The 22,116-nt window shown below is 73.5% G+C and carries 21 protein-coding genes; all 21 read left to right on the forward strand.

The features are described from left to right. The first annotated feature begins 14 nt into the window (after window positions 1-14). Window positions 15-3,578, forward strand: coding sequence for a chromosome segregation protein SMC (gene smc, locus G7063_RS05925; protein ID WP_166413576.1), 3,564 nt, complete (start codon window positions 15-17; stop codon window positions 3,576-3,578). A 109-nt stretch (window positions 3,579-3,687) separates the two neighbouring features. Further along, window positions 3,688-4,053: a hypothetical protein gene (locus tag G7063_RS05930; RefSeq protein ID WP_166413577.1), complete on the forward strand. Its 366-nt coding sequence runs from the start codon at window positions 3,688-3,690 to the stop codon at window positions 4,051-4,053. Between the two features lie 54 nt (window positions 4,054-4,107). Continuing rightward, a complete protein-coding gene (ftsY, locus tag G7063_RS05935) occupies window positions 4,108-5,289 on the forward strand; it encodes a signal recognition particle-docking protein FtsY (RefSeq protein WP_166413578.1) in 1,182 nt (393 codons plus the stop codon). Window positions 5,290-5,533: 244 nt separating this feature from the next. Further along, the gene (locus G7063_RS05940; protein ID WP_166413579.1) at window positions 5,534-6,835 is read left to right on the forward strand and encodes an ammonium transporter; all 1,302 of its coding nucleotides are present in this window, start codon (window positions 5,534-5,536) and stop codon (window positions 6,833-6,835) included. A 5-nt stretch (window positions 6,836-6,840) separates the two neighbouring features. After that, window positions 6,841-7,179, forward strand: coding sequence for a P-II family nitrogen regulator (locus G7063_RS05945; protein WP_166413580.1), 339 nt, complete (start codon window positions 6,841-6,843; stop codon window positions 7,177-7,179). Window positions 7,180-7,190: 11 nt separating this feature from the next. After that, complete coding sequence (locus G7063_RS05950; protein WP_166413581.1) at window positions 7,191-9,050, forward strand: HD domain-containing protein; 1,860 nt, start codon at window positions 7,191-7,193, stop codon at window positions 9,048-9,050. A gap of 44 nt (window positions 9,051-9,094) precedes the next feature. Continuing rightward, a complete protein-coding gene (gene ffh / locus G7063_RS05955) occupies window positions 9,095-10,666 on the forward strand; it encodes a signal recognition particle protein (protein WP_166413582.1) in 1,572 nt (523 codons plus the stop codon). A gap of 16 nt (window positions 10,667-10,682) precedes the next feature. Then, complete coding sequence (locus G7063_RS05960; RefSeq protein ID WP_166413583.1) at window positions 10,683-11,780, forward strand: amidohydrolase family protein; 1,098 nt, start codon at window positions 10,683-10,685, stop codon at window positions 11,778-11,780. A gap of 254 nt (window positions 11,781-12,034) precedes the next feature. Beyond that, a complete protein-coding gene (gene rpsP, locus G7063_RS05965) occupies window positions 12,035-12,481 on the forward strand; it encodes a 30S ribosomal protein S16 (protein ID WP_166413584.1) in 447 nt (148 codons plus the stop codon). After that, window positions 12,481-12,717 (forward strand): RNA-binding protein, encoded by a 237-nt coding sequence (locus tag G7063_RS05970; RefSeq protein ID WP_102509011.1) that lies wholly within the window; start codon window positions 12,481-12,483, stop codon window positions 12,715-12,717. The genes rpsP and G7063_RS05970 overlap by 1 nt, the downstream gene beginning before the upstream one ends. Window positions 12,718-12,805: 88 nt before the next feature. Beyond that, entirely contained in the window at window positions 12,806-13,387 is a 582-nt protein-coding gene (rimM, locus tag G7063_RS05975) for a ribosome maturation factor RimM (RefSeq protein WP_166413585.1), read from the forward strand. A gap of 2 nt (window positions 13,388-13,389) precedes the next feature. Beyond that, window positions 13,390-14,169: a tRNA (guanosine(37)-N1)-methyltransferase TrmD gene (gene trmD / locus G7063_RS05980; RefSeq protein WP_166413586.1), complete on the forward strand. Its 780-nt coding sequence runs from the start codon at window positions 13,390-13,392 to the stop codon at window positions 14,167-14,169. A 223-nt stretch (window positions 14,170-14,392) separates the two neighbouring features. Next, window positions 14,393-14,752 (forward strand): 50S ribosomal protein L19, encoded by a 360-nt coding sequence (gene rplS, locus G7063_RS05985; protein ID WP_166413587.1) that lies wholly within the window; start codon window positions 14,393-14,395, stop codon window positions 14,750-14,752. A 156-nt stretch (window positions 14,753-14,908) separates the two neighbouring features. After that, complete coding sequence (lepB, locus tag G7063_RS05990) at window positions 14,909-15,688, forward strand: signal peptidase I (protein ID WP_370520736.1); 780 nt, start codon at window positions 14,909-14,911, stop codon at window positions 15,686-15,688. Then, window positions 15,685-16,398: a ribonuclease HII gene (locus G7063_RS05995; RefSeq protein WP_240916203.1), complete on the forward strand. Its 714-nt coding sequence runs from the start codon at window positions 15,685-15,687 to the stop codon at window positions 16,396-16,398. The genes lepB and G7063_RS05995 overlap by 4 nt, the downstream gene beginning before the upstream one ends. Window positions 16,399-16,405: 7 nt before the next feature. Beyond that, on the forward strand, window positions 16,406-16,705 hold the full coding sequence (locus G7063_RS06000; RefSeq protein ID WP_102509007.1) for a DUF2469 domain-containing protein: 300 nt from the start codon (window positions 16,406-16,408) through the stop codon (window positions 16,703-16,705). Between the two features lie 137 nt (window positions 16,706-16,842). Then, entirely contained in the window at window positions 16,843-17,217 is a 375-nt protein-coding gene (locus G7063_RS06005) for a YraN family protein (protein ID WP_166413588.1), read from the forward strand. Continuing rightward, the gene (locus tag G7063_RS06010; protein ID WP_166413589.1) at window positions 17,217-18,752 is read left to right on the forward strand and encodes a YifB family Mg chelatase-like AAA ATPase; all 1,536 of its coding nucleotides are present in this window, start codon (window positions 17,217-17,219) and stop codon (window positions 18,750-18,752) included. The genes G7063_RS06005 and G7063_RS06010 overlap by 1 nt, the downstream gene beginning before the upstream one ends. Then, window positions 18,749-19,984 (forward strand): DNA-processing protein DprA, encoded by a 1,236-nt coding sequence (gene dprA, locus G7063_RS06015; protein WP_240916204.1) that lies wholly within the window; start codon window positions 18,749-18,751, stop codon window positions 19,982-19,984. The genes G7063_RS06010 and dprA overlap by 4 nt, the downstream gene beginning before the upstream one ends. 259 nt (window positions 19,985-20,243) lie before the next feature. Continuing rightward, window positions 20,244-21,176: a tyrosine recombinase XerC gene (locus G7063_RS06020; RefSeq protein ID WP_166413590.1), complete on the forward strand. Its 933-nt coding sequence runs from the start codon at window positions 20,244-20,246 to the stop codon at window positions 21,174-21,176. A gap of 17 nt (window positions 21,177-21,193) precedes the next feature. Next, window positions 21,194-22,045 (forward strand): FliA/WhiG family RNA polymerase sigma factor, encoded by an 852-nt coding sequence (locus tag G7063_RS06025; protein ID WP_166413591.1) that lies wholly within the window; start codon window positions 21,194-21,196, stop codon window positions 22,043-22,045. The last annotated feature ends 71 nt before the right edge of the window (window positions 22,046-22,116 follow it).

A 22,116-nucleotide genomic window follows, 5' to 3' on the forward strand; every position in this document is an offset into this window, starting at 1 on the left:
ATAGGCTCGTCCCCGTGCACCTCAAGACGCTCACCCTGCGCGGGTTCAAGAGCTTCGCGTCAGCGACGACGCTGAGCCTCGAGCCCGGTGTCACGTGCGTCGTCGGGCCCAACGGCTCGGGCAAGTCCAACGTCGTCGATGCCCTCGCGTGGGTCATGGGGGAGCAGGGCGCCAAGACCCTGCGTGGCGGCAAGATGGAGGACGTCATCTTTGCGGGGACGTCGGGCCGTCCGCCGCTCGGTCGCGCCGAGGTGTCGTTGACGATCGACAACTCCGACGGTGCCCTGCCGATCGAGTACTCCGAGGTGACGATCACCCGCACCCTCTTCCGCAACGGCGGGTCCGAGTACCAGATCAACGGTGCGCAGTGCCGGCTGCTCGACATCCAGGAGCTCCTCTCGGACTCTGGCCTCGGCCGCGAGATGCACGTCATCGTCGGGCAGGGTCGCCTCGACTCGGTGCTGCGGGCGACCCCGGAGGAGCGTCGCGGGTTCATCGAGGAGGCCGCGGGCGTCCTCAAGCACCGCAAGCGCAAGGAGAAGGCGCTCCGCAAGCTCGACTCGATGCAGGGCAACCTCGTGCGTCTCGGCGACCTCACGACGGAGATCCGGCGGCAGCTGGGCCCCCTCGGAAAGCAGGCGGAGGTCGCACGGCGTGCCCAGGCGGTGCAGGCGGACGTGCGTGATGCGCGTGCGAGGCTCCTCGCGGACGACCTCGTCCAGCTCACCTCGACGCTCGAGCAGGAGAAGGCCGACGAGACGGCGCTGCGCGCCGAGACGGAGCGCGTCGAGCGGGAGCTCGCCGAGGCGCGAAGCGAGCTCGCGGCGCTCGAGGCTGCCGCGGCCGAGGCCGCGCCGCGCCTCACGGAGATCGCGGAGACCTGGTACCGGCTCTCGTCGTTGCGCGAGCGGCTGCGCGGCACGCAGCAGCTCGCGACGGAGCGCGTGCGACTCCTCGGGGCGCCTGAGCCCGCCGAGCAGCGCTCGGACCCGCGTGTGCTCGAGGAGCAGGCAGAGCGTGTGCGCGCGTCGGAGGCGGAGCTGCAGGCCGAGGTCGAGGCGGCGCGCGCGACGCTCGACGCTGCACTCGAGGCGCGCACCGTCGCGGAGACGGCCGCGAAGGACGCCGAGCGGGCCGTCGCGACGCTCCTTCGGGGAGCGGCCGACCGTCGCGAGGGGCTCGCCCGGCTCGCCGGGCAGGTTGCCGCGAAGCGTTCGCGCGCGGAGGCACGCGCCGCGGAGATCGAGCGGCTGCGCGAGGCGGCCGACGCCGCCAGGGCGCGCGGCGAGGCCGCCGCGGGTGAGCTCGGCCTCCTCGAGACCGAGGTCGAGGACGTCGAGGAGGGCGAGGAAGGGCTCGACGCGGCGCACGAGGCCGCGCTCGAGGTGCTCGAGGCTGCGCGCGCGACGCTCACGGACCTGCGCGAGCGGCTAGCGACGGCACGCCAGGACGCCGTGACGGCGCGTGCTCGCACCGAGACGCTCGAGCTGAGCCTCGACCGCAAGGACGCGGTCGGCGCGGTGCTCGCGTCCGACGACGTGGCGCTCGCCGAGGTTCTCGGCTCCCTTGCGGCGCTCCTCACGGTCGAGCCCGGCTACGAGGAGGCCGTCGCGGCCGCGCTCGGGCCTGTTGCTGACGCGCTCGCTGTCGGCTCGGTCGGGGGAGCGGTCGACGTCGTGCGCTGGCTGCGCACCGACGACGCCGGCCGCGCGAGCCTCGTCGTCGCGGGCGTCGATGCTCCTGAGGGTCCGACCGTGCCCGACGGCTCCGTCCTGCTCGCCGACGTCGTCACGACGTCCGCTGCCCTCGCTGGCGCCGTTCGCACGCTGCTCGCGGGCCACGTCGTCGTCGACGACCTCGTCGCCGCGCGCACCCTTGTCACCGCGCACCCCGCGCTCACCGCGGTGACGCGCGCGGGCGACGTCCTTGGCGCTGTCCGCGCGCACGGCGGCTCGGCCGCCGCGCCGTCCGTCCTCCATCTCCAGGCTGCGCTCGACGCGTCGCGGGCCGCGCTCGCGGACGCGGAGCGGCGCGAGACGGACCTCGCCGCGCGGATCGAGACCGCCGCGGCCCGCGAGGCCGAGGCGTCCGACGTCCACGAGGAGGCGCTCGACCGGCTCCACGAGTCCGACGCCGCGATCGCCGCGATCGCCGAGCGGCTCGGTCATCTCGGCGCGGGTGTCCGTGCCGCGCAGGCCGAGGCCGACCGGGCGGGGGCCGCTCTCGAGCAGGCGCAGGCCGCGCTCGTCGCCGAGCAGGCCGAGCACGCCGAGCTCGCTGCACGCCTCGAGGTCGCCGAGGCCGAGCCTGCCGACTCCGAGGAGGCTGTCGCCGAGGCGACCGCCGCCCGCGACGCCGCCCAGCAGCGCGCGACCGAGGCGCGGGCCGCCGAGACCGAGGCCCGCCTCACGCTGCGCACGAGCGAGGAGCGCGCCCGCGCCCTCGCGGGCCGTGCCGCCTCGCTCGACCGAGCGGCGGCTGCCGAGCGGCAGGCCGCCGAGAAGGCTCAGCGACGTGCCGCCCGTCGGGCCGCGCAGGCGTCGCGCGCGCAGGCCGTCGCGACGGGTGCAGCCCTCGCAGTCCGCACGGCCGAGGAGTCGCTCGCGGCCGCGACCGTCGCCCGCGAGCAGGCCGAGGCCGAGCGCACCGCGCGCGACGGCCGTCTTGCCGAGGTCCGCGCCCGCGTCGAGTCCCACGCGGGTCGCCTGCGCGATCTCACCGACGTCGCGCACCGCGACGAGCTCGCCCGCGCCCAGCAGCTCCTGCGCATCGAGCAGCTCCACGAGCGCGCCGTCGCCGAGCTCGGCCTCGACCCCGAGGTCCTCGTCGACGAGCACGGCCCTGACCGGCCCGTGCCCGCGCTCGCCGAGGACGGCACGCCCGAGGTCGACGAGGACGGCACCCCCGTGACGCGGCCCTACGTGCGCACCGAGCAGGAGAAGCGTCTCGCACGCGCCGAGCGAGACCTCGCGCGCCTCGGCCGCGTCAATCCTCTTGCCCTCGAGGAGTTCGCCGCGCTCGAGGAGCGTCACCGCTTCCTCGTCGAGCAGCTCGATGACCTCAAGCGCTCGCGCGCCGACCTGCTGCAGATCGTCAAGGAGATCGACGATCGCGTCGAGCGCGTCTTCGCCGACGCGTTCCGCGACACCGCCGCGCAGTTCGAGCGCGTCTTCGCTCGGATGTTCCCGGGCGGCGAGGGGCGCCTTGTCCTCACGGACCCGGAGAACATGCTGACGACGGGCCTCGAGGTCGAGGCGCGCCCCGCGGGCAAGAAGGTCAAGCGGCTCTCGCTGCTCTCGGGTGGCGAGCGTTCCCTCACGGCGGTCGCGCTGCTCGTCGCGATCTTCAAGGCGCGGCCGAGCCCGTTCTATGTCATGGACGAGGTCGAGGCCGCGCTCGACGACACGAACCTCGGCCGCCTCCTCGAGGTCTTCCGTGAGCTGCAGGAGGACTCCCAGCTCATCGTCGTCACGCACCAGAAGCGCACGATGGAGATCGCGGACGCGCTCTACGGCGTGACGATGCGCGACGGTGTGACGACCGTCGTGAGCCAGCGGCTGCGGGAGGACGTGGCCTGAGGGACGGCGCGTGCGGGCGCGGTCGTCCGGCCGTGGAGATCCTGTGCGGGTCGCGGGCAACGGGGCGCGCGCACGGGCCCGGGCCGCAAAGTCGTCCCACAATAGAGTGGTGCCCGAGTACATCCTCACCTTCGTCGTCGCCCTTGCTGCAGCAGCTCTCGTCATCGCTGCAGCCGCCTTCCTGACGACCGAGCGCTTCGGCACGGGACGTGGTGCGCGCGGTCTGCGCCAGGACACGCGCCGCGCGTGGGACGTCGTGCGCCGCCGGCGCCCGTTGACGACGCCCGCCGCGAGCGACGAGCTCGAGCGCGTCGTGAGCGCCGAGCCGGTCGAGACGTCGCTGGACGACTTCTTCGCCGCGAACGTCACGCCTGGTACGGGGTATCTCGACGCCGAGGTCCTCGTCGACCGCGTCGGGCGCGCCGCGACCGCGGCGAAGGCCGCGGCCTCGCGCACGACGTCCCGCGCGAGCTGATCCGGCGCGCGGAGCGCCGCGCAGCCACCCGGCTCGACCTGAGAGACTAGGGCCATGCCCGAGAACTTCTGGATCTGGATCGTCCTCGGCGTCGTGCTCCTCGGCCTTGCCGGCGGTGCCGCGCTGCTCGCCCCCCGACTCTCGCGTCGTCCGCAGGAGCCCCGACCCGCTGAGCGGCCCGCACCGACGACGCCCGAGGCGACCGACACCGACGCCGAGACTGCCCCTGTCGACACCGTGCCGACGCTTCCCGAGGCCTCGGCCGAGGTCGAGGCGCCCGCCCTCGACGTCCCCGAGCCCGTCACGGGCCGCCTCGCCCGTCTGCGGGCGCGGCTCGCACGCTCGGGCTCGCCGCTCGGCGCGCGCCTGCTCGCGGTCCTCTCGCGCGACCACCTCTCCGAGGACGACTGGGACGAGCTCGAGGAGACGCTCCTGCTCGCCGACGTCGGCGCGGGCCCGTCGGCCGAGCTCATCGACGCGCTGCGCACGCAGGTCCGCGTCTACGGCGTCTCCGACCCTGCGCAGGTGCGCGCGATGCTGCGCACCGCGCTGCTCGACCTCGTGGACCCGAGCCTCGACCGGTCGCTGGCGACCGACCCGACCCTCGGCGAGGACGGTGCGCGCGTGCCGTCGGTCGTGCTCGTCGTCGGCGTGAACGGCACGGGCAAGACGACGACGGTCGGCAAGCTCGCGCGCGTCCTCGTGGCCGAGGGGTCCGAGGTCGTCCTGGGTGCGGCGGACACGTTCCGCGCGGCCGCGGCCGACCAGCTCGAGACGTGGGGATCGCGTGTCGGCGTGCCCGTCGTGCGCTCGGACAAGGACGGCGCGGACCCCGCCGCCGTCGCGTTCGACGCCGTGCGGCGCGGGCGCACCGACGGCGTCGACGTCGTGCTCGTCGACACCGCCGGCCGCCTCCAGAACAAGTCGGGGCTCATGGACGAGCTCGGCAAGATCCGTCGGGTCATCGAGAAGGAGGCCCCGCTGCGCGAGGTCCTTCTCGTGCTCGATGCGACGACGGGTCAGAACGGCCTCATGCAGGCCCGCGTCTTCGGCGAGGTCGCGGGCGTCACGGGCATCGTGCTCACGAAGCTCGACGGCACCGCGAAGGGTGGCATCGTCGTCGCGGTGCAGCGCGAGCTCGGCGTCCCGGTCAAGCTCGTCGGCCTCGGCGAGGGCCCGGACGATCTCGCACCGTTCGAGCCCGAGGCGTTCGTCGACGGGCTGCTCGGCGACTGACGCCCCGTGGGCAGCACGAAGGGCCGCGACCTGCGAGGTCGCGGCCCTTCGTCGTCTGCGACGCACGTGAGGCAGCGCTCCCATCCACAACGGATCTTTAACGCATATCGAGCGGCGTGAAACATGATGTTCACGCGCGGGCACCGAGTGTCACACGTCTGGAACATCGCCCGCCCGCCGTCGAAACGTGCGCGCACGAATGTAGGTCCCGGGCCGGCCGAGGGGCTGGCGATGGGAGAACGTCATGGAATTCGACACCGGAGCGGCCGCCTGGATGCTGATGTCAGCGTCCCTCGTGCTGCTCATGACGCCCGGTCTTGCCTTCTTCTACGGAGGCATGGTCCGGAGCAGGTCCGTGCTCAACATGATGATGATGTCGTTCGGGGCGATGGCCGTCATCGGCGTCATCTACGTCCTGTGGGGCTGGTCGATGTCGTACGGCTCGTCCGTGCTCGGCCTGTTCGGCAACCCGTTCGACCAGTTCGGTCTCGTCGGGACCCTGCAGGACGCGAACGGCGAGTGGATCGCGGGGGTCGGGAACTACCCGCAGGTCATCGACGTCGCCTTCCAGGTGACGTTCGCGATCATCACGACCGCGCTCATCTCGGGTGCGATCGCCGACCGCGTGAAGTTCGGCTCGTGGATGGTCTTCGTGCCGCTCTGGGTGACGCTCGCGTACTTCCCGATGGCCCACATGGTGTGGGGCGGTGGCCTCCTGTCCGGCTCTGAGGACGGCATCGCCGCGAAGATCTTCGGCGTCGTCGACGGCGCGGCCGCGGTAGCCCCGGTCGACTTCGCGGGCGGCACGGTCGTCCACATCAACGCCGGTGTCGCGGGCCTCGTCCTGGCGCTCATCATCGGCAAGCGCAAGGGCTTCGGCACCGAGCCGATGCGCCCGCACAACCTCCCGTTCGTCATGCTCGGCGCGGCGCTGCTGTGGTTCGGCTGGTTCGGCTTCAACGCGGGCTCGGCCTTCGCGGCCGACGGTGCCGCGGGCCTCGCCTGGGTCAACACGACGTCGGCCACGGCCGCGGCGATCCTCGCCTGGCTGCTCGTCGAGAAGATCCGCGACGGTCACGCGACCTCGCTCGGTGCCGCGTCAGGCATCGTGGCCGGCCTCGTCGCGATCACGCCGGCCGCCGGCGTGCTCAACCCGGTCACGTCGCTCGTCCTCGGCGCGATCGCCGGCGCCTGCTGCGCGATGGCCGTCGGGATCAAGTACCGCCTCGGCTTCGACGACTCGCTCGACGTCGTCGGCGTCCACCTCGTCGGTGGCCTCGTCGGCACCGTCGGCATCGGGTTCCTCGCCTCCGAGGGCGGCCTGTTCTTCGGCGACGGCGTCAAGCTCCTCGTCGTCCAGGTGGTCATCGCGCTCGTCGCCATCCTCGTCTCTGGCGTCGTCACCGGAGTCCTCGGGTTCGGCATCAAGAAGATGATCGGCTGGAGGGTCTCCGAGGAGGCCGAGGTCGGGGGAATCGACCTCGCCGAGCACGGCGAGCAGGCATACGAGACGATCGGCTCCGGCCGAGTCATCCGAGAGGCGTGAGAAACATGAAGCTCATCACCGGAGTCATCCAGCCCCACCGCCTCGACGAGGTGAAGAAGGCCATCGAGGCCGCAGGGGTACGCGGCATGACCGTGAGCGAGGCGAGCGGCTACGGCCGGCAGAAGGGCCACACCGAGGTCTACCGCGGTGCGGAGTACACGGTCGACCTCGTGCCGAAGATCCGTGTCGAGCTCGTCGTCGACGACGCCGTGGCTGCGGCCGTCGTCGAGGCGATCGTCGGCGCGGCCCAGACGGGCCGGATCGGCGACGGCAAGGTGTGGGTCGTGCCGGTCGAGGACGTCGTCCGCGTCCGGACCGGTGAGTCCGGCTCCGACGCCCTCTGAGAGGAGCGACCGTGCCCGACGACCTCACGCCGTGTGAGGTCGGCCCGGGGCAGCAGGTCCCGCACCCCGCCGGGGTGCGGGACCTGCGGTCCTTCCGGCTCGACCTGTGGCGTTCGTCCCCGGCCCCGCTCACGGACACCGCCTCGGCGGCGCTGCGGGAGCGCGCGACGGACGTGACGCTCACGCTCCTCGCGGGGCTGTGGGACGAGGTGCTCGACGGCGACGACGGTGAGGGGCTCGCCCTCGCGGTCGTCGGGTCGCTCGCGCGCGGCCACACGGGGCCGTGCTCGGACCTCGACCTCGTGCTGCTCCACGAGGGCCGCAGCCGCGACGCCGACCGGGTGCGGCGCGTCGCCGAGCGGCTCTGGTACCCGCTCTGGGACGCGGGGCTCGAGATCGACCATGCGGTGCGTTCGCTCGCGCAGTGCCGCCGCGTGGCGACGAGCGACGTGCCCGCGGTCGTCGGGCTCCTCGACACCCGGCACGCCGCGGGGGACGCGACTCTCACCGCGCGGGCCGCGTCCGCTGTCCTCGCGGACTGGCGCGGCGCGGCGCGGCGCCGTCTGCCCGAGCTGCTCGCGTCGGTGGGCGAGCGGGCCGAGCGAAAGGGTGAGCTCGCGTACCTCGTCGAGCCAGACCTCAAGGAGGCGCGCGGCGGGCTACGGGACGCGACGGTCCTCGCGGCGCTCGCCGCTTCGTGGCTCACGGACCGGCCGCACGGCGACGTCGACGCTGCGCTCGGGCACCTGCTCACGGTGCGTGACGCGCTCGCGTCCGTCACGGGTCGCCCGACGAACCTGCTGCTCAAGGCCGACCAGGCCGAGGTCGCGCGGGTCCTGGGGCTCGCGCCGGGGGAGAGCGGTGCCATGGGCGACGACGCTCGCGCGGAGCGTGCCTCGCCCGACTCGGACGACGCCGCCCTCGCCGCGACCGACGAGCTGCTCGCGGGCCTCGCGGAGGCGGGCCGCACCGTGACGGCGGCGCTCGAGACGACTGCGCGCCGTGCGCGTCACGCACTCACGCGGACGGTCGTGCTGGGACCGCGCGTCGTCCGGGGTCGGCGCGTCGCGCCGCGCCTGCGGGCCGTCGCGGACGGCCTCGTCGAGTTCGACGGCGAGCTCGTCCTCGCGGTGGACGCCGCGCCCGAGCGCGACCCGCTGCTCCCGTTGCGCGCGGCCGCGACCTCGGTGCGGACCGGCCTGCCCCTCTCGCCCGTCACGGCGGGCAACCTGCGCGCGTGCCCTCCGCTGCCCGAACCCTGGCCCGCCGTCGCGCGACAGCACCTCCTCGCGCTGCTCGGCGGCCGGGAGGCGCAGGTGCCCGTGTGGGAGGCGCTCGACCTCGCGGGCGTCGTGACGACGTGGATCCCCGAGTGGGCGGGGGTGCGCAACCGTCCGCAGCGCTCGCCCGCGCACCGGCACACGGTCGACCGGCACCTCGTCGAGGTCGCGGCGCGCGCCGGGCACGTCGACGGTCTCGCGCCCGACGAGCGCCGCACGCTGCTGCTCGCGACGTTCCTCCACGACATCGGCAAGCGGGCGGGCGCGGCGGACCACTCCGTCGCGGGCGCTGCACTGGTGCCGCAGATCCTCGGCCGCTGCGGCGTCGACGACGGCGTGGTCAGCGACGTCACGCTTCTCGTGCGCCACCACCTCACGCTCGCGCGCCTTGCGACGAGCGCGGACCCGGACGACCCGGCGACGGTCGCCGAGCTGTGCGAGGCCGTCGCCGGGCGCCCCGACCTGCTGCGGATCCTGCGGGCCCTCACGGAGGCCGACTCGTCGTCGCTCGGTCCGCACGGCTGGACCGCGTGGCGGGCCCGTCTCGTCGACGACCTCGCCGCGCGAGGACTCGCGGCCATGGACGGGTAGGCTGGCGGCTGACCTACAGCCCCGTGATCGTGAGGGATGCCCCGGTGTTCGCCACCCTGTCCGACCGCCTGACGTCGACGTTCAAGAACCTCCGCTCGCGCGGACGCCTCTCCGAGGCGGACATCGACGCGACCGTGCGCGAGATCCGTCGCGCGCTCCTCGACGCCGACGTCGCGGTCCCCGTCGTGCGGGAGTTCGCCGCCGCGGTACGCGAGCGGGCGCTGTCCGTCGAGGTCTCGGGCGCGCTCAACCCGGCGCAGCAGGTCGTGAAGATCGTCAACGAGGAGCTCGTCGCGATCCTCGGCGGCGAGGGCCAGCGCGGTCTCACGCTCGCGAAGAACCCGCCGACGGTCATCATGCTCGCGGGCCTCCAGGGCGCCGGCAAGACGACGCTCGCGGGCAAGCTCGCGCTCCACCTCAAGGAGAAGGGCCACACGCCGCTCCTCGTCGCGGCTGACCTTCAGCGTCCCAACGCGGTCACCCAGCTCAAGGTCGTCGGCGAGCGAGCGGGCGCGCCCGTGTACGCGCCGCACCCGGGCGTCGCGGGGGAGGACGAGGTCCCGACGGGCGACCCGGTCGCCGTCGCGCGCGCCGGCGTCGAGACGGCGCGCTCGCGCCAGCACGACGTCGTCATCATCGACACCGCCGGCCGCCTCGGCGTCGACACAGAGCTCATGGCGCAGGCGCGTGACATCCGTGACGCGACGCAGCCCGACGAGGTCCTCTTCGTCATCGACGCGATGATCGGTCAGGACGCGGTCGCCACGGCGAATGCGTTCGCCGAGGGCGTCGACTTCACGGGTGTCGTCCTCTCGAAGCTCGACGGCGACGCGCGCGGCGGTGCCGCGCTCTCGGTCGCCCGCGTGACGGGTCGCCCGATCCTCTTCGCGTCGACCGGTGAGAAGCTCACCGACTTCGAGGCGTTCCACCCTGACCGCATGGCGTCGCGCATCCTCGACATGGGTGACGTCCTCACGCTCATCGAGCAGGCCGAGAAGGCGTTCGACGCCGATCAGGCCGAGAAGATGGCGGCGAAGCTCGCGCAGGGCGACGACTTCACTCTCGAGGACTTCCTCTCCCAGATGCAGGCCATGCGCAACATGGGCTCGATGAAGAAGATGCTCGGCATGCTGCCGGGCATGGGCCAGATGCGTGAGGCGCTCGACAACTTCGACGAGCGCGAGGTCGACCGTGTCGAGGCGATCGTGCGGTCGATGACCCCGGGTGAGCGCCGCAACCACAAGATCATCAACGGCTCGCGGCGCGCACGCATCGCCAAGGGTGCGGGCACGACCGCGTCGGCGGTCAACCAGCTGCTCGAGCGCTTCGAGGGCGCTCAGAAGATGATGAAGCAGATGGCACGCGGCGGTGGCGCGGGCATGCCCGGCATGGGTGCCCTGCCGGGCATGGGCGGCAAGAAGTCGAAGGGCCGCGCGCAGGCACCGGCCCGCAAGAAGGCGCGTTCGGGCAATCCGGCCAAGCGGGCCCAGCAGGAAGCCGGGATCGCCGAGGCGCCGCAGGCGGCCGCAGGCTCGGCGTTCGGGCTCGGCGGTGGCGGTGCGGCGTCGGACGCGGCCCCGGACATGGACGAGCTGCGCAAGCTGCTCGGCGGCTGACGCGCAGCACGGGGAGGTGAGCCGCGTGGAGACGCTCCACCTCGCCGGGCCCGTGCGGCTCGGTGACGACGACGTGCGGGCCGAGGCCTGGGTCGTCGGCGGTCGTCTCACCTTCGATCGGCCACGCGGCGACGCGACGCGCGTCGAGGGCTGGGCGGTGCCAGGGCTCGTCGACGTCCACTGCCACGTGGGTCTCGAGTCGACCGGAGCGACCGACCGGGCGGCGGCGCGCGCGCAGGCGCTCGCCGATCGCGACGCCGGCGTGCTGCTCGTGCGGGACGCGGGCTCGCCGCTCGACACGGCATGGGTGCACGACGAGCCCGACCTGCCGCGCCTCGTGCGCTGCGGCGCGCATCTCGCGCTGCCCAAGCGCTACCTGCGTGACTACGGCCGCGAGCTCGCGGGCGTGAGGGAGCTACCCGACGCCGTGGCCGAGGAGGCCGCGAGTGGCGACGGATGGGTGAAGATCGTCGCCGACTGGATCGAGCGCTCCGAGGGCGCGACGGCCGACCTGCGACCGCTGTGGCCCGACGACGTCCTCGCGGACGCCGTCGCGCGGGCGCATGCGGCCGGTGCGCGCGTCACTGCGCACACGTTCGCCGAGGAGGCCCTGCCCGGGCTGCTCGCGGCGGGCGTCGACTGCCTCGAGCACGGCACGGGCCTCACCGCGTCGATGATCGACGAGGTCGCGGCGCGGGGGATCGCGGTGACGCCGACGCTCCTGCAGATCGAGCGCTTCGAGGCGATCGCGCAGCAGGCCGACGGCCGCTACCCGGTGTATGCCGCCCACATGCGCCGCATGCACGTGCGCCGGTTCAAGCACGTGCGGGACCTCTTCGACGCGGGCGTGCGGCTGCTCGTCGGCACGGACGCAGGTGGCACGATCGGCCACGGGCGCATCGCCGCCGAGTGCGCCGAGCTTGCCGCGGCAGGCATCCCGGCGGCCGACGTCCTCGCTGCGGCGAGCTGGCGGACACGCGACTACCTCGGTGTGCCTCCGCTCGGCGAGGGTGCGGAGGCCGACGTCGTCGTGTTCCCGGCCGACCCTGCGGACGACGTCGCGGTGCTCGCCGCGCCGAGCGCCGTCGTCCTCCGCGGCCGCCGCGTCCGCTGAGGGTCCCGGCCCCGCCGGGTCCTGATCCCGCACCTTCCCGTCAATCCGTCGGGAGGGGGAGGGGTGACGCGGCGCACGCAGAACGTGCGTGGCGAGTGGTTGGAGCAGCGCCGGGCATCTGGCAGAATGGTGCGCTGTACTCGGTGTGCCCGGCCCCTCTCTCCGTGCGACGCCGCGTCCTGGACGCTCACGACCTCCGGCCCCACCGGCGTGCGCGAGGGTCCGCCCATACACGAACCAGGAGAGACCACACAGTGGCCACCAAGATCCGCCTCAAGCGCTTCGGCAAGATGCGCGCCCCGTTCTACCGTGTCGTCGTCGCCGACTCGCGCACCAAGCGCGACGGTCGCGTCATCGAGGAGATCGGCAAGTACCACCCCACCGAGGAGCCCTCGCTCATCGAGATCAACTCGGAGCGTGCGCAGTACTGGCTCAGCGTCGGCGCACAGCCGACCGAGCAGGTCGCCGTCCTCCTCAAGATCACGGGTGACTGGCAGAAGTTCAAGGGCCTCCCGGGTGCCGAGGGCACGCTGCGCGTCAAGGGTGACAAGGTCGACCCCGCCGCCGCGATCGCCGCCGCCGCCGAGCAGGCCGAGAAGGTAAAGGCCAAGGCCGCCGAGGCCAAGGCTGCTGCCGCCGCCCCGGCCGAGGCCCCCGCCGACGAGGCTCCCGCGGAGGAGTCCTCGGAGGAGCAGGCCTGATGCTCGCCGACGCCCTGGAGCACCTCGTCCGCGGCATCGTGGACAACCCTGACGACGTCCAGGTCAAGGCCAAGGCCACGCGCCGCGGCGACCTGCTCGAGGTGCGCGTGCACCCCGACGACCTCGGTCGCGTCATCGGACGCTCCGGGCGCACCGCGCGCGCTCTGCGCACCGTCGTCGGCGCTCTCGCCGACGAGCCTGTGCGCGTCGACGTCGTCGACGTCGACCGCCGCTGAGCACGCGCGACCCCAGCACGACCACGTCAGGCCCGGCCCTCCAAGGGCCGGGCCTGACGCGTCCCACCACCTGACGACCGGAGCCCCCATGACCAGCCAGCGCCTCACCGTCGCCCGCCTCGGCAAGCCCCACGGGCTGCGTGGCGAGATCGCGCTCGAGCTCCGCACCGACATCCCCGACGAGCGGCTCGCCGACGGCACGGTCTTCGAGACCGTCCCCGCCTCGGCCGGCCCGCTCACGATCGAGTACACGCGTACTGCGGGCGATCGCTGGTACGCGGCGTTCGTCGAGATCCCCGACCGCACGGCTGCGGAGAACGCTCGCGGCATCGAGCTCGTCGTCGACGCAGAGGACTCCGACGAGGAGGACGCGTGGTACCCGCACGAGCTCGTCGGGCTGCGCGCCGAGCTCGCCGACGGCACCGTCGTCGGAACCGTCAAGGGCCTCGAGCACCTGCCGGCCCACGACATGCTCGTCGTCCTCGAGACGGGCGGCGAGCGGACGCTCGTGCCGTTCGTCCACGCGATCGTCCCGACGGTCGACGTCGCGGGTGGCCGCGTCGTCCTCACGCCCCCCGGCGGCCTGCTCGCGTCCGACGTCGCGAACCTCGAGGTCGTCCCGCCGACGCCCGGCTCGTCCGACGACCGCGCGAGCGACGAGGAGCGCTGAGCGTGCGCGTCGACGTCGTCTCGATCTTCCCCGCCTACCTCGACGCGCTCGAGCTCTCGCTCGTCGGCAAGGCCCGCACGTCGGGCCTGCTCGACCTGCGGGTCCACGACCTGCGCGACTGGGCCCACGACCGTCACCGCACGGTCGACGACACGCCCGCGGGCGGCGGCGCCGGCATGGTCATGCGCCCCGACGTGTGGGGTGCGGCGCTCGACGACGTCCTCACGGAGGGCGCGACGCTCGTCGTCCCGACGCCGTCCGGGCCGACGTTCACGCAGCGCACCGCCGAGGACTGGGCGACGCGCGAGCACCTCGTCTTCGCGTGCGGACGCTACGAGGGGATCGACGCACGCGTCGCCGAGCACCACCGGGCGCGCGGCGTTATCGTCGAGGAGGCGTCGATCGGCGACTACGTCCTCAACGGGGGCGAGGTCGCGACGCTCGTCATGGTCGAGGCCGTCGCCAGGCTGATCCCGGGCGTGCTCGGCAACGCCGAGTCGGTCGTCGAGGAGTCGCACTCGGCCGAGGGGCTCCTCGAGTACCCGGTCTACACGCGTCCCGTCGAGTGGGAGGGTCTCGTGATCCCCGACGTCCTCATGAGCGGTCACCACGGCAAGGTCGCCCGCTGGCGGCGCGACCAGGCGCTCGCGCGCACCGCGGAGCGTCGACCTGACATGATCGCGGCGCTCGACCCCGCTCGGCTTGACAAGAAGGACCGGGCGACGCTCGGCGACCTCGGTTGGTGGGTGCACCCCGACGGCGTGCGTCCGGCGGGGGAGTAGCGCGACGTCGCGTGACGCGACGCACGTGGGGCCCGCGCCCGGCGGGTTACCGCCGACAGGCCCCGATGTGGCAGGATAGGACGTCGGTGCGCGCCGGCCTCTGCCACAGGGGAGCGCCTCACGCCAGGACGGGTCCGCCCGTCACGCACCACCCTTTCGGACCGACGGGCCCTTCGCAGGCCCACGATCACGTCCCTGACCTGTGGCAGGACGAGGAGCAATCATGCACATCCTTGACTCCGTCGACGCAGCCCAGCTGCGCACCGACATCCCCGAGTTCCGCGCCGGCGACACCCTCAAGGTCAACGTCAAGGTCGTCGAGGGCAACCGCTCGCGCGTCCAGGCGTTCCAGGGCGTCGTCATCTCGCGTCGCAACGGCGGCATCCGCGAGACGTTCACGATCCGCAAGATCTCCTTCGGCGTCGGCGTCGAGCGTACGTTCCCCGTGAACTCGCCCGTCATCGAGTCGATCGAGGTCGTCACGCGCGGTGACGTCCGTCGCGCCAAGCTCTACTACCTCCGCAAGCTCCGCGGCAAGGCCGCGCGCATCAAGGAGAAGCGCGACTTCGGCCCCAAGGCCTGAGTCCCACGCAGCACCGCTGAGGGCGGGCGACCGACAGGTCGCCCGCCCTCGGGCGTTCCCGTTGCTGGGCCGTGGCCCGGGCGACCGGGTCGAGCGACGTGCCCGGTCCGCGGCCCGGTTGTGCCTCGAGGGGCGCGGGGTGCGACAGTGGACCCCGTGATCCACGAGAACGACACGCACGAGTCGCCCGCGGGCGACGGCTCGCCCGACGACCCGGGGCAGATGCGTCCACGCGGGACGATGCACCGGCGGTCGCGGTTCTCCGCGGCGGTCAAGGAGACGGTCATCATCCTCGTCTCGGCGCTCGTCCTGTCGTTCGTCGTCAAGACGTTCCTCGTGCAGCCGTTCATGATCCCGTCGGAGTCGATGGAGGACACGCTCGTCGCAGGTGACCGCGTGCTCGTCTCGAAGCTCACACCGGGACCGTTCGACCTCTCGCGCGGCGACGTCGTCGTCTTCAAGGACCCTGGCGGCTGGCTCGACGGCGTGCCGGTGAGCCGTGCCGACAACATGCCGTCGTGGCTGAGCACACCGCTGACGATCGTCGGTCTGCGGCCGCAGGACGCGGGGGAGCACCTCATCAAGCGGGTCGTCGGGCTCCCGGGCGACCGCGTGACGTGCTGCACCGACGCGGGCCTGGTCTCGGTCAACGGCGTCCCGATCGACGAGTCGGAATACCTCGCGGCCGGGGCGATCCCGAGCCAGACGGAGTTCGACGTCACGGTGCCGGCGGACTCGCTGTGGGTCCTCGGCGACAACCGGCAGCACTCGGGCGACTCGCGGTACAACGGCGGCAAGGCTGGCGGTGGCTTCGTCCCGCTCGACAACGTCGTGGGTGTCGCGTTCGCCAAGGTGTGGCCGATCGACCGCATCGCGTTCATGCGCAACCCGGGCGACGTCTTCGCAGGCGTCCCGGCGCCGTCCCCGACACCGTGAGGCAGCCGCCCGACACGCTCGTCGAGTCCGCGTGGCTCGCGGAGGGCGTCGAGGTCGTCGCGGGCATGGACGAGGTCGGGCGCGGCGCGCTCGCCGGGCCCGTGACGGTGGGGTGCGCGGTCGTCTCGACGACGACTCTCGCCGAGCCCTTCCCGGCGGGTCTCACGGACTCCAAGCTGCTAAGCCCGTCCGCGCGCGCACGCATCGAGCCTGCCGTCGCGGGCTGGGTGCTCGCGTGGGGCGTCGGGCATGCCTCGCCCGCAGAGATCGACGCGCACGGCATCGTCGCTGCGCTGCGGTCAGCAGGTCTGCGTGCGCTGCGTGCCGCGCAGGTCGCCGGTCCGACGGTGCGTGCGGTGCTGCTCGACGGCTCGCACGACTGGCTCACGGCCGCGGGCCAGGACGACCTCTTCGCGGCCGACGACCCTGAGGACGACGCTGTCGTGCGCGAGGTGCGGACGCTCGTCAAGGGCGACCTGCGCTGCGCGTCGGTGTCCGCGGCGAGCGTGCTCGCGAAGCAGGCGCGCGACCGCCTCATGGCGGAGGCTCACACCCGCCACCCGGGCTTCGGCTGGGCGTCGAACAAGGGCTACGGCTCGCCCGACCACCTCGCGGAGCTGCGTCGCGTCGGTCCGTGCGACGAGCACCGTCGGTCGTGGAGCCTGCCGCCGCGCGACGCGGTGCCCGGTGCCGTCCCGGATGGGGGATGATGGTCGCGTGAGTGCGGAAGACCTCGAGAACTACGAGACCGACATGGAGCTGGCGCTCTACCGGGAGTACCGGGACGTCGTCAGCCTGTTCTCCTACGTCGTCGAGACCGAGCGACGGTTCTACCTCGCCAACCAGGTGGACCTCCAGGTGAGGTCGGCCGCGGGAGAGGTGTACTTCGAGCTGACGCTCGCGGACGCGTGGGTGTGGGACGTCTACCGCACGGCGCGCTTCGTGAAGTCGGTGCGCGTGGTGACGTTCAAGGACGTCAACGTCGAGGAGCTGGCTCGGCCCGAGCTCTCGATCTGACGGTGCGCGGCCCGCCGGGCCGCGTCCGGCGTGGCTGCCCACAGGGAGGGCTCTACGACACCCCGTCCACGGATCGGCAGGGCGCGGATGCGACCTGCCCGTCAGGCACCCCACCCTCTGTCACGGAGGTGGTGGCCATGGTGGCGCACGGACGGACGACGGACCGGCAGGCGGTGGGACGCGCGGGGGAGGACCTCGTGGCCCGGCGCCTCGAGGACGACGGGTGGTGCGTGCTCGAGCGCAACTGGCGCGGGCACGCCGGGGAGCTCGACATCGTCGCGCTCGAGGGGGACGACCTCGTCGTCGTCGAGGTGAAGACCCGGACCGGCACGGGGTTCGGGCATCCTGCCGAGGCGGTGACGCCCGCGAAGGCGGCGCGCCTGCGACGCCTCACGGGGCAGTGGCTCGCGGAGCACTCCCAGCATCCCGCGCGCGTGCGTGTCGACGTCGTCGCGGTGTGGCTGTGCCCGGGCGAGCCGCCGCGGGTCGAGCACCTGCGTGGGATCCTCTGATGGGCCTCGGGACGTCGCGCGGCGTCGCGCTCGTCGGGATGACGGGGCACGTCGTCGGGGTCGAGGCTCACCTGGCTGCGACCGTGCCGGGCTTCACGCTCATCGGGCTGCCGGACACGGCCCTGAGCGAGGCGCGCGACCGTGTGCGCGCTGCCGTGACGTCGAGCGGCCTGCCGTGGCCGCAGATGCGTGTCACGGTCAACCTCTCGCCGGCATCGCTGCCCAAGCACGGCGCGGGCTTCGACCTCGCGATCGCCGTCGCCGTGCTCGCGGGGGCGCGGATCGTCGACGTCTCTGCCCCCCGCGGCGTCGTCCACCTGGGCGAGCTCGGGCTCGACGGTCGCGTCCACCCGGTCCGGGGCGTGCTGCCCGCGGTCGCGGCGGCGGTCGCGGCAGGCGTGCGACGGGTCGTCGTCGCAGCGGCCGACGTCGCCGAGGCGCGGCTCGTGCCGGGCGCGGAGGTCCGTGGCGTGTCGTGCCTCGCGGAGCTCGCGTACGCCTACGGGGCGGACATCGCCGAGCCCGCCGCAGTGCCGACCCCGGCGATGCGGCCTGCACGGGTGCAGCACGAGCCCGCGGGCGACCTCGAGGACGTCCTGGGACAGCACGAGGCGCGGGCCGCCCTCGAGATCGCTGCCGCAGGCGGGCACCACCTGCTCATGGTGGGGCCGCCGGGAGCAGGCAAGACGATGCTCGCCTCACGCCTGCCTGGCCTGCTGCCGGACCTCTCCGAGGCGGAGGCGGTCGAGGTGACCGCGGTCCACTCGGTCGCGGGCACCTTCGACGCAGGCGACGGCCTCGTGCGTCGCCCGCCGTACGAGGACCCGCACCACACCGCGACCGCCGCCGCGCTCGTCGGAGGTGGCAGCGGCGTGCCACGGCCAGGTGCGGCCTCGCGTGCGCACCGCGGCGTCCTCTTCCTCGACGAGTGTCCCGAGTTCGGCGCGCGCGTCCTGCAGACGTTGCGCCAGCCGCTCGAGGACGGCGAGCTCGTTATCCACCGGGCGGGCGGCTCCGCCCGGTTCCCCGCGCGCTTCCAGCTCGTCCTCGCCGCGAACCCGTGCCCGTGCGGGCTCGCCGTCGGTCAGGGCCTGCAGTGCACGTGCACGCCGGTGCAGCGGCGCCGCTACTTCTCGCGCGTCCAGGGGCCGCTGCTCGACCGCGTGGACCTCCAGGTCGAGGTCGCGGGCGTGAGCCGCGTCGACCTCGACCGGGCGGAGCCGGGGGAGTCGAGCGCGACCGTCGCGGCCCGGGTCGCGACGGCCCGGCTCGCCGCCCAGGAGCGTCTTGCGGGCACGCCGTGGCGGCTCAACGGCGAGGTTCCGGGCCGACACCTCCGGGGCATGCTCGGCCGCGGAGGCGGGGTGCTCGCCGACGTCGACCGGGCGCTCGACCGCGGCATGATCTCGCTGCGGGGCGCCGATCGTGTCCTGCGCATCGCGTGGACCGTCGCCGACCTCGCGGGGCTCGAGCGTCCCGGACGTGAGGACGTCGGGCGGGCGCTCGCACTGCGGACGCGCGGAGCGGTCGCGTGACGGGGCTCGTGCCGCCCGGAGCGCCCGACAGGGACCGCGCGGCCGTGCGTCGGGCAGCGGCCGCCTGGAGCGGCCTCGTCGAGCCTGGTGACCGGACCGCAGGGACGCTCCTGCTCGCGGTCGGCCCCGTCGCGGCGCTCGCGTGGCTGCGGGCTGCGTGCGAGCCTGGCACGCGTGCGCGGGCCGTGGCGCGCCTGCGCGACCGGCTCGAGGATGCGCCCGACGAGCTCTCGGCCCGCAGGCTCCTGGCGGCGGTCGACCGCTGGGGGCCGAGGCTCGGACGCATCGACACCGACCGTGACGCGCTCGCGCTGCAACGGCTGGGTGGCCGGGTGCTCGTCCGTGGCGACGACGCGTGGCCCACGGGGCTCGACGACCTCGGGCCGGAGGCTCCCGCGTGCCTGTGGGTCCGTGGAGACCCCGCTGCGCTCGCCGGTCCGCCTGCTGTCGCGCTGGTCGGCGCGCGGGCCGCGACGAGCTACGGCACCGCTGTCGCCGCCGATCTCGCGTGCGGCCTCGCCGATCGCGGCCACCCGGTCGTCTCCGGCGGCGCGTACGGGATCGACGCGGCGGCGCACCGCGGGGCGCTCGCCGGTGACGGTCCGACGGTCGCGGTCATGGCGGGCGGGGTCGACCGGCTCTACCCGGCCGGCAACACCGATCTGCTCGAGCGGGTGCTCGTGCGTGGCGGAGCCGTCGTCGCGGAGGTTCCGGTCGGTGCGACGCCGACGCGCTCGCGCTTCCTGCGTCGCAACCGGCTCATAGCGGCGCTCGCGTCGGCGACGGTCGTCGTCGAGGCCGCGTGGCGTTCGGGCTCACTCTCGACGGCATCGCTCGCCGCAGGGCTCCTGAGGCCCGTCGGGGCGGTGCCCGGCCCGGTGACGTCGATGGCGTCGACGGGATGCCACCGCCTGCTCCGGGAGCAGGACGCCGTGTGCGTGACCTCGGTGGCCGACGTCCTCGAGCTCCTGCCCGGCGGCGCTCCGTCCGGACCTGGTGGGCATGGGGCTGGGACCGATCCGCAGGACGGCCTCGGAGAGGCCGCACGCATGGTCGTCGACGGTCTGGACGCCCGGCGGACGAGCACGCTCGACGAGCTCGTCCCGACGGTCGGGCTGTCGGCCGCGGACGTGCTGGCCGCGCTCGGCGAGCTCGAGCTCGCGGGGCTCGTCGCTCGGGCCGCAGGAGGGTGGGCGCTCACCGTGACAGGACGCCGTCCGGCTGCGCGTTAGGTGCTGTGACCTGGGCAGATCGCCCGACGCGTCACGGGTGGCCGGATCGTGCGGGCCGCGACGGGCGGTCGGCGCGATCGGTGAACAAGTTCTGGCGCGATCTGGCTCAAGCGCGCCGAGTTTGATCGCGCCACGACTCGTGCGTTTTCTGTGATGCGGCTCAGTAGTTCGCCTGTTTCTCGTACGAACCAGACATCTCGTGACTGCTTCCCACGAACAGGTACTTGATCGACGCCGCAGGTCGGGCCACTCTCTTCTCGTGCACGCGACCTCTGGGTACCAGGCTGCGGGCGGGTGGGACGAGCCGCTCGCCCGTTTCTGCGTGGACCTCGGCGTCCAGCGCGGCCTCGCTGCCCACACCGTGCGCGCCTACCGGAGCGACGTTGAGCAGCTTGCGACGTACGCCGCATCGCTCGGCATCGAGGGCCCCGCCGACGTCGACCTCGCGCTGCTTCGCGCCTGGCTCGCAGACATGAGCGAGCGGAACCTCTCCCGTGCGACCCTGGCCCGCCGGGGCGCCTCAGTCCGCTCCTTCTTCGAGTGGGCCTGCCGCTCAGGACGTGTCACGTCGGACCCCGCGGTGCGCCTCGCGAGCCCGCGCAGCGACCGCATGCTGCCCACCGTCCTCGACGTCGACGCGGCGCGCAAGCTCATGGAGACTGCGCGCTCGCGCGCAGAGAGCGGCGACCCCGCGCACCTGCGCGACTGGGCTGCGGTCGAGATGCTCTATGCGACGGGCATCCGTGTCGGCGAGCTCGTCGGCGTCGACGTCGCCGACGTCCAGCTCGCCGAGCGCACCGTCCGTGTCATGGGCAAGGGTGCGCGCGAGCGCATCGTCCCGTTCGGGCTGCCGGCCGGCCGTGCCGTGCACGCGTGGCTCGAGAGCGGCCGCCCCGTCCTCGTCACGGACGCGGCCGAGCCCGCTCTCCTCCTCGGGACGCGCGGGCAGCGCTGGGGACAGCGCCAGATCCGTCAGGTCGTCCACAACCTCGCCGGGCTGGCCGGCGTCGTCGACATCGCCCCGCACGGGCTGCGGCACTCCGCCGCCACTCATCTCCTCGCCGGGGGTTCCGACCTCCGCGGGGTGCAGGAGGTGCTGGGTCACGCGGCCCTCGCCACCACGCAGAAGTACACCCACGTCAGCGCCGAGCGGCTTCGCTCGTCCTACGAGCTCGCGCACCCCCGCGCGTGAGAACAGCCGGAGACACCATGACCACCACCGGTCTTCCGCGTCCTGCAACGGAGCACGACGCCACCGACATCGTCCTCGCCGACCTCGAGGCGGACCTCGCGCCTCGTGACGCCGTCGCGGAGATCTGGGTCGAGTACAAGAGCACCGGCTCCCCGCAGCGTCGCGAAGAGCTCATCGTGCACTACGCGCCGCTCGTCTCCATGGTCGCCTCCCGCATCGCGATGCGTCTGCCGAGCTCGGTCGAGCACGCCGACCTCGTCTCCTACGGCATGTTCGGTCTCATCGACGCGATCGAGAAGTTCGAGCTCGACCGCGAGATCAAGTTCGAGACGTACGCGTCGGCACGTATCCGTGGCGCGGTCATCGACGAGCTTCGTCAGATCGACTGGGTCCCGCGCTCGGTGCGCTCGAAGGCGCGCGCGATCGACCGCGCGCACGCGGAGCTCGAGGCGCTGTGGCACCGTCGCCCGACTGACGACGAGGTCGCGACGCACCTCGGTGTGCCGGTCGTCGACGTCCGCGCGGTCCACGCGCAGGTCTCGCGTGCGAACGTCGTCGCGCTCGACGAGCTGCTCGCCGTGGGCGCCGAGCGTGCCGAGCCGATGTCGATCCTCGACACGGTCGTCCAGGGTCACGGCGACGACCCGGCGCGCAGCTTCGAGGCGAAGGAGTCGAAGTATCTCCTCGGCCGCGCGATCTGCCAGCTGACGGACCGCGAGAAGCTCGTCCTCACGCTCTACTACTTCCAGAACCGGACGCTCGCAGAGATCGGCGCGATCCTCGGGGTCACCGAGTCGAGGATCTCGCAGGTCCACTCGGCCGCCGTCGTGCGGCTCCGTCAGCTCCTCGGCGAGGTCGAGCGCGGCTGACGGGTTCACTGCCGGGCCCAGGGAAGCCCGGCACGTTCGTACGCCGCGGGCACCGTCCGGGGGACGGCGCC

The sequence above is a fragment of the Sanguibacter sp. HDW7 genome, from assembly GCF_011300875.1.
Classification (GTDB): domain Bacteria; phylum Actinomycetota; class Actinomycetes; order Actinomycetales; family Cellulomonadaceae; genus Flavimobilis.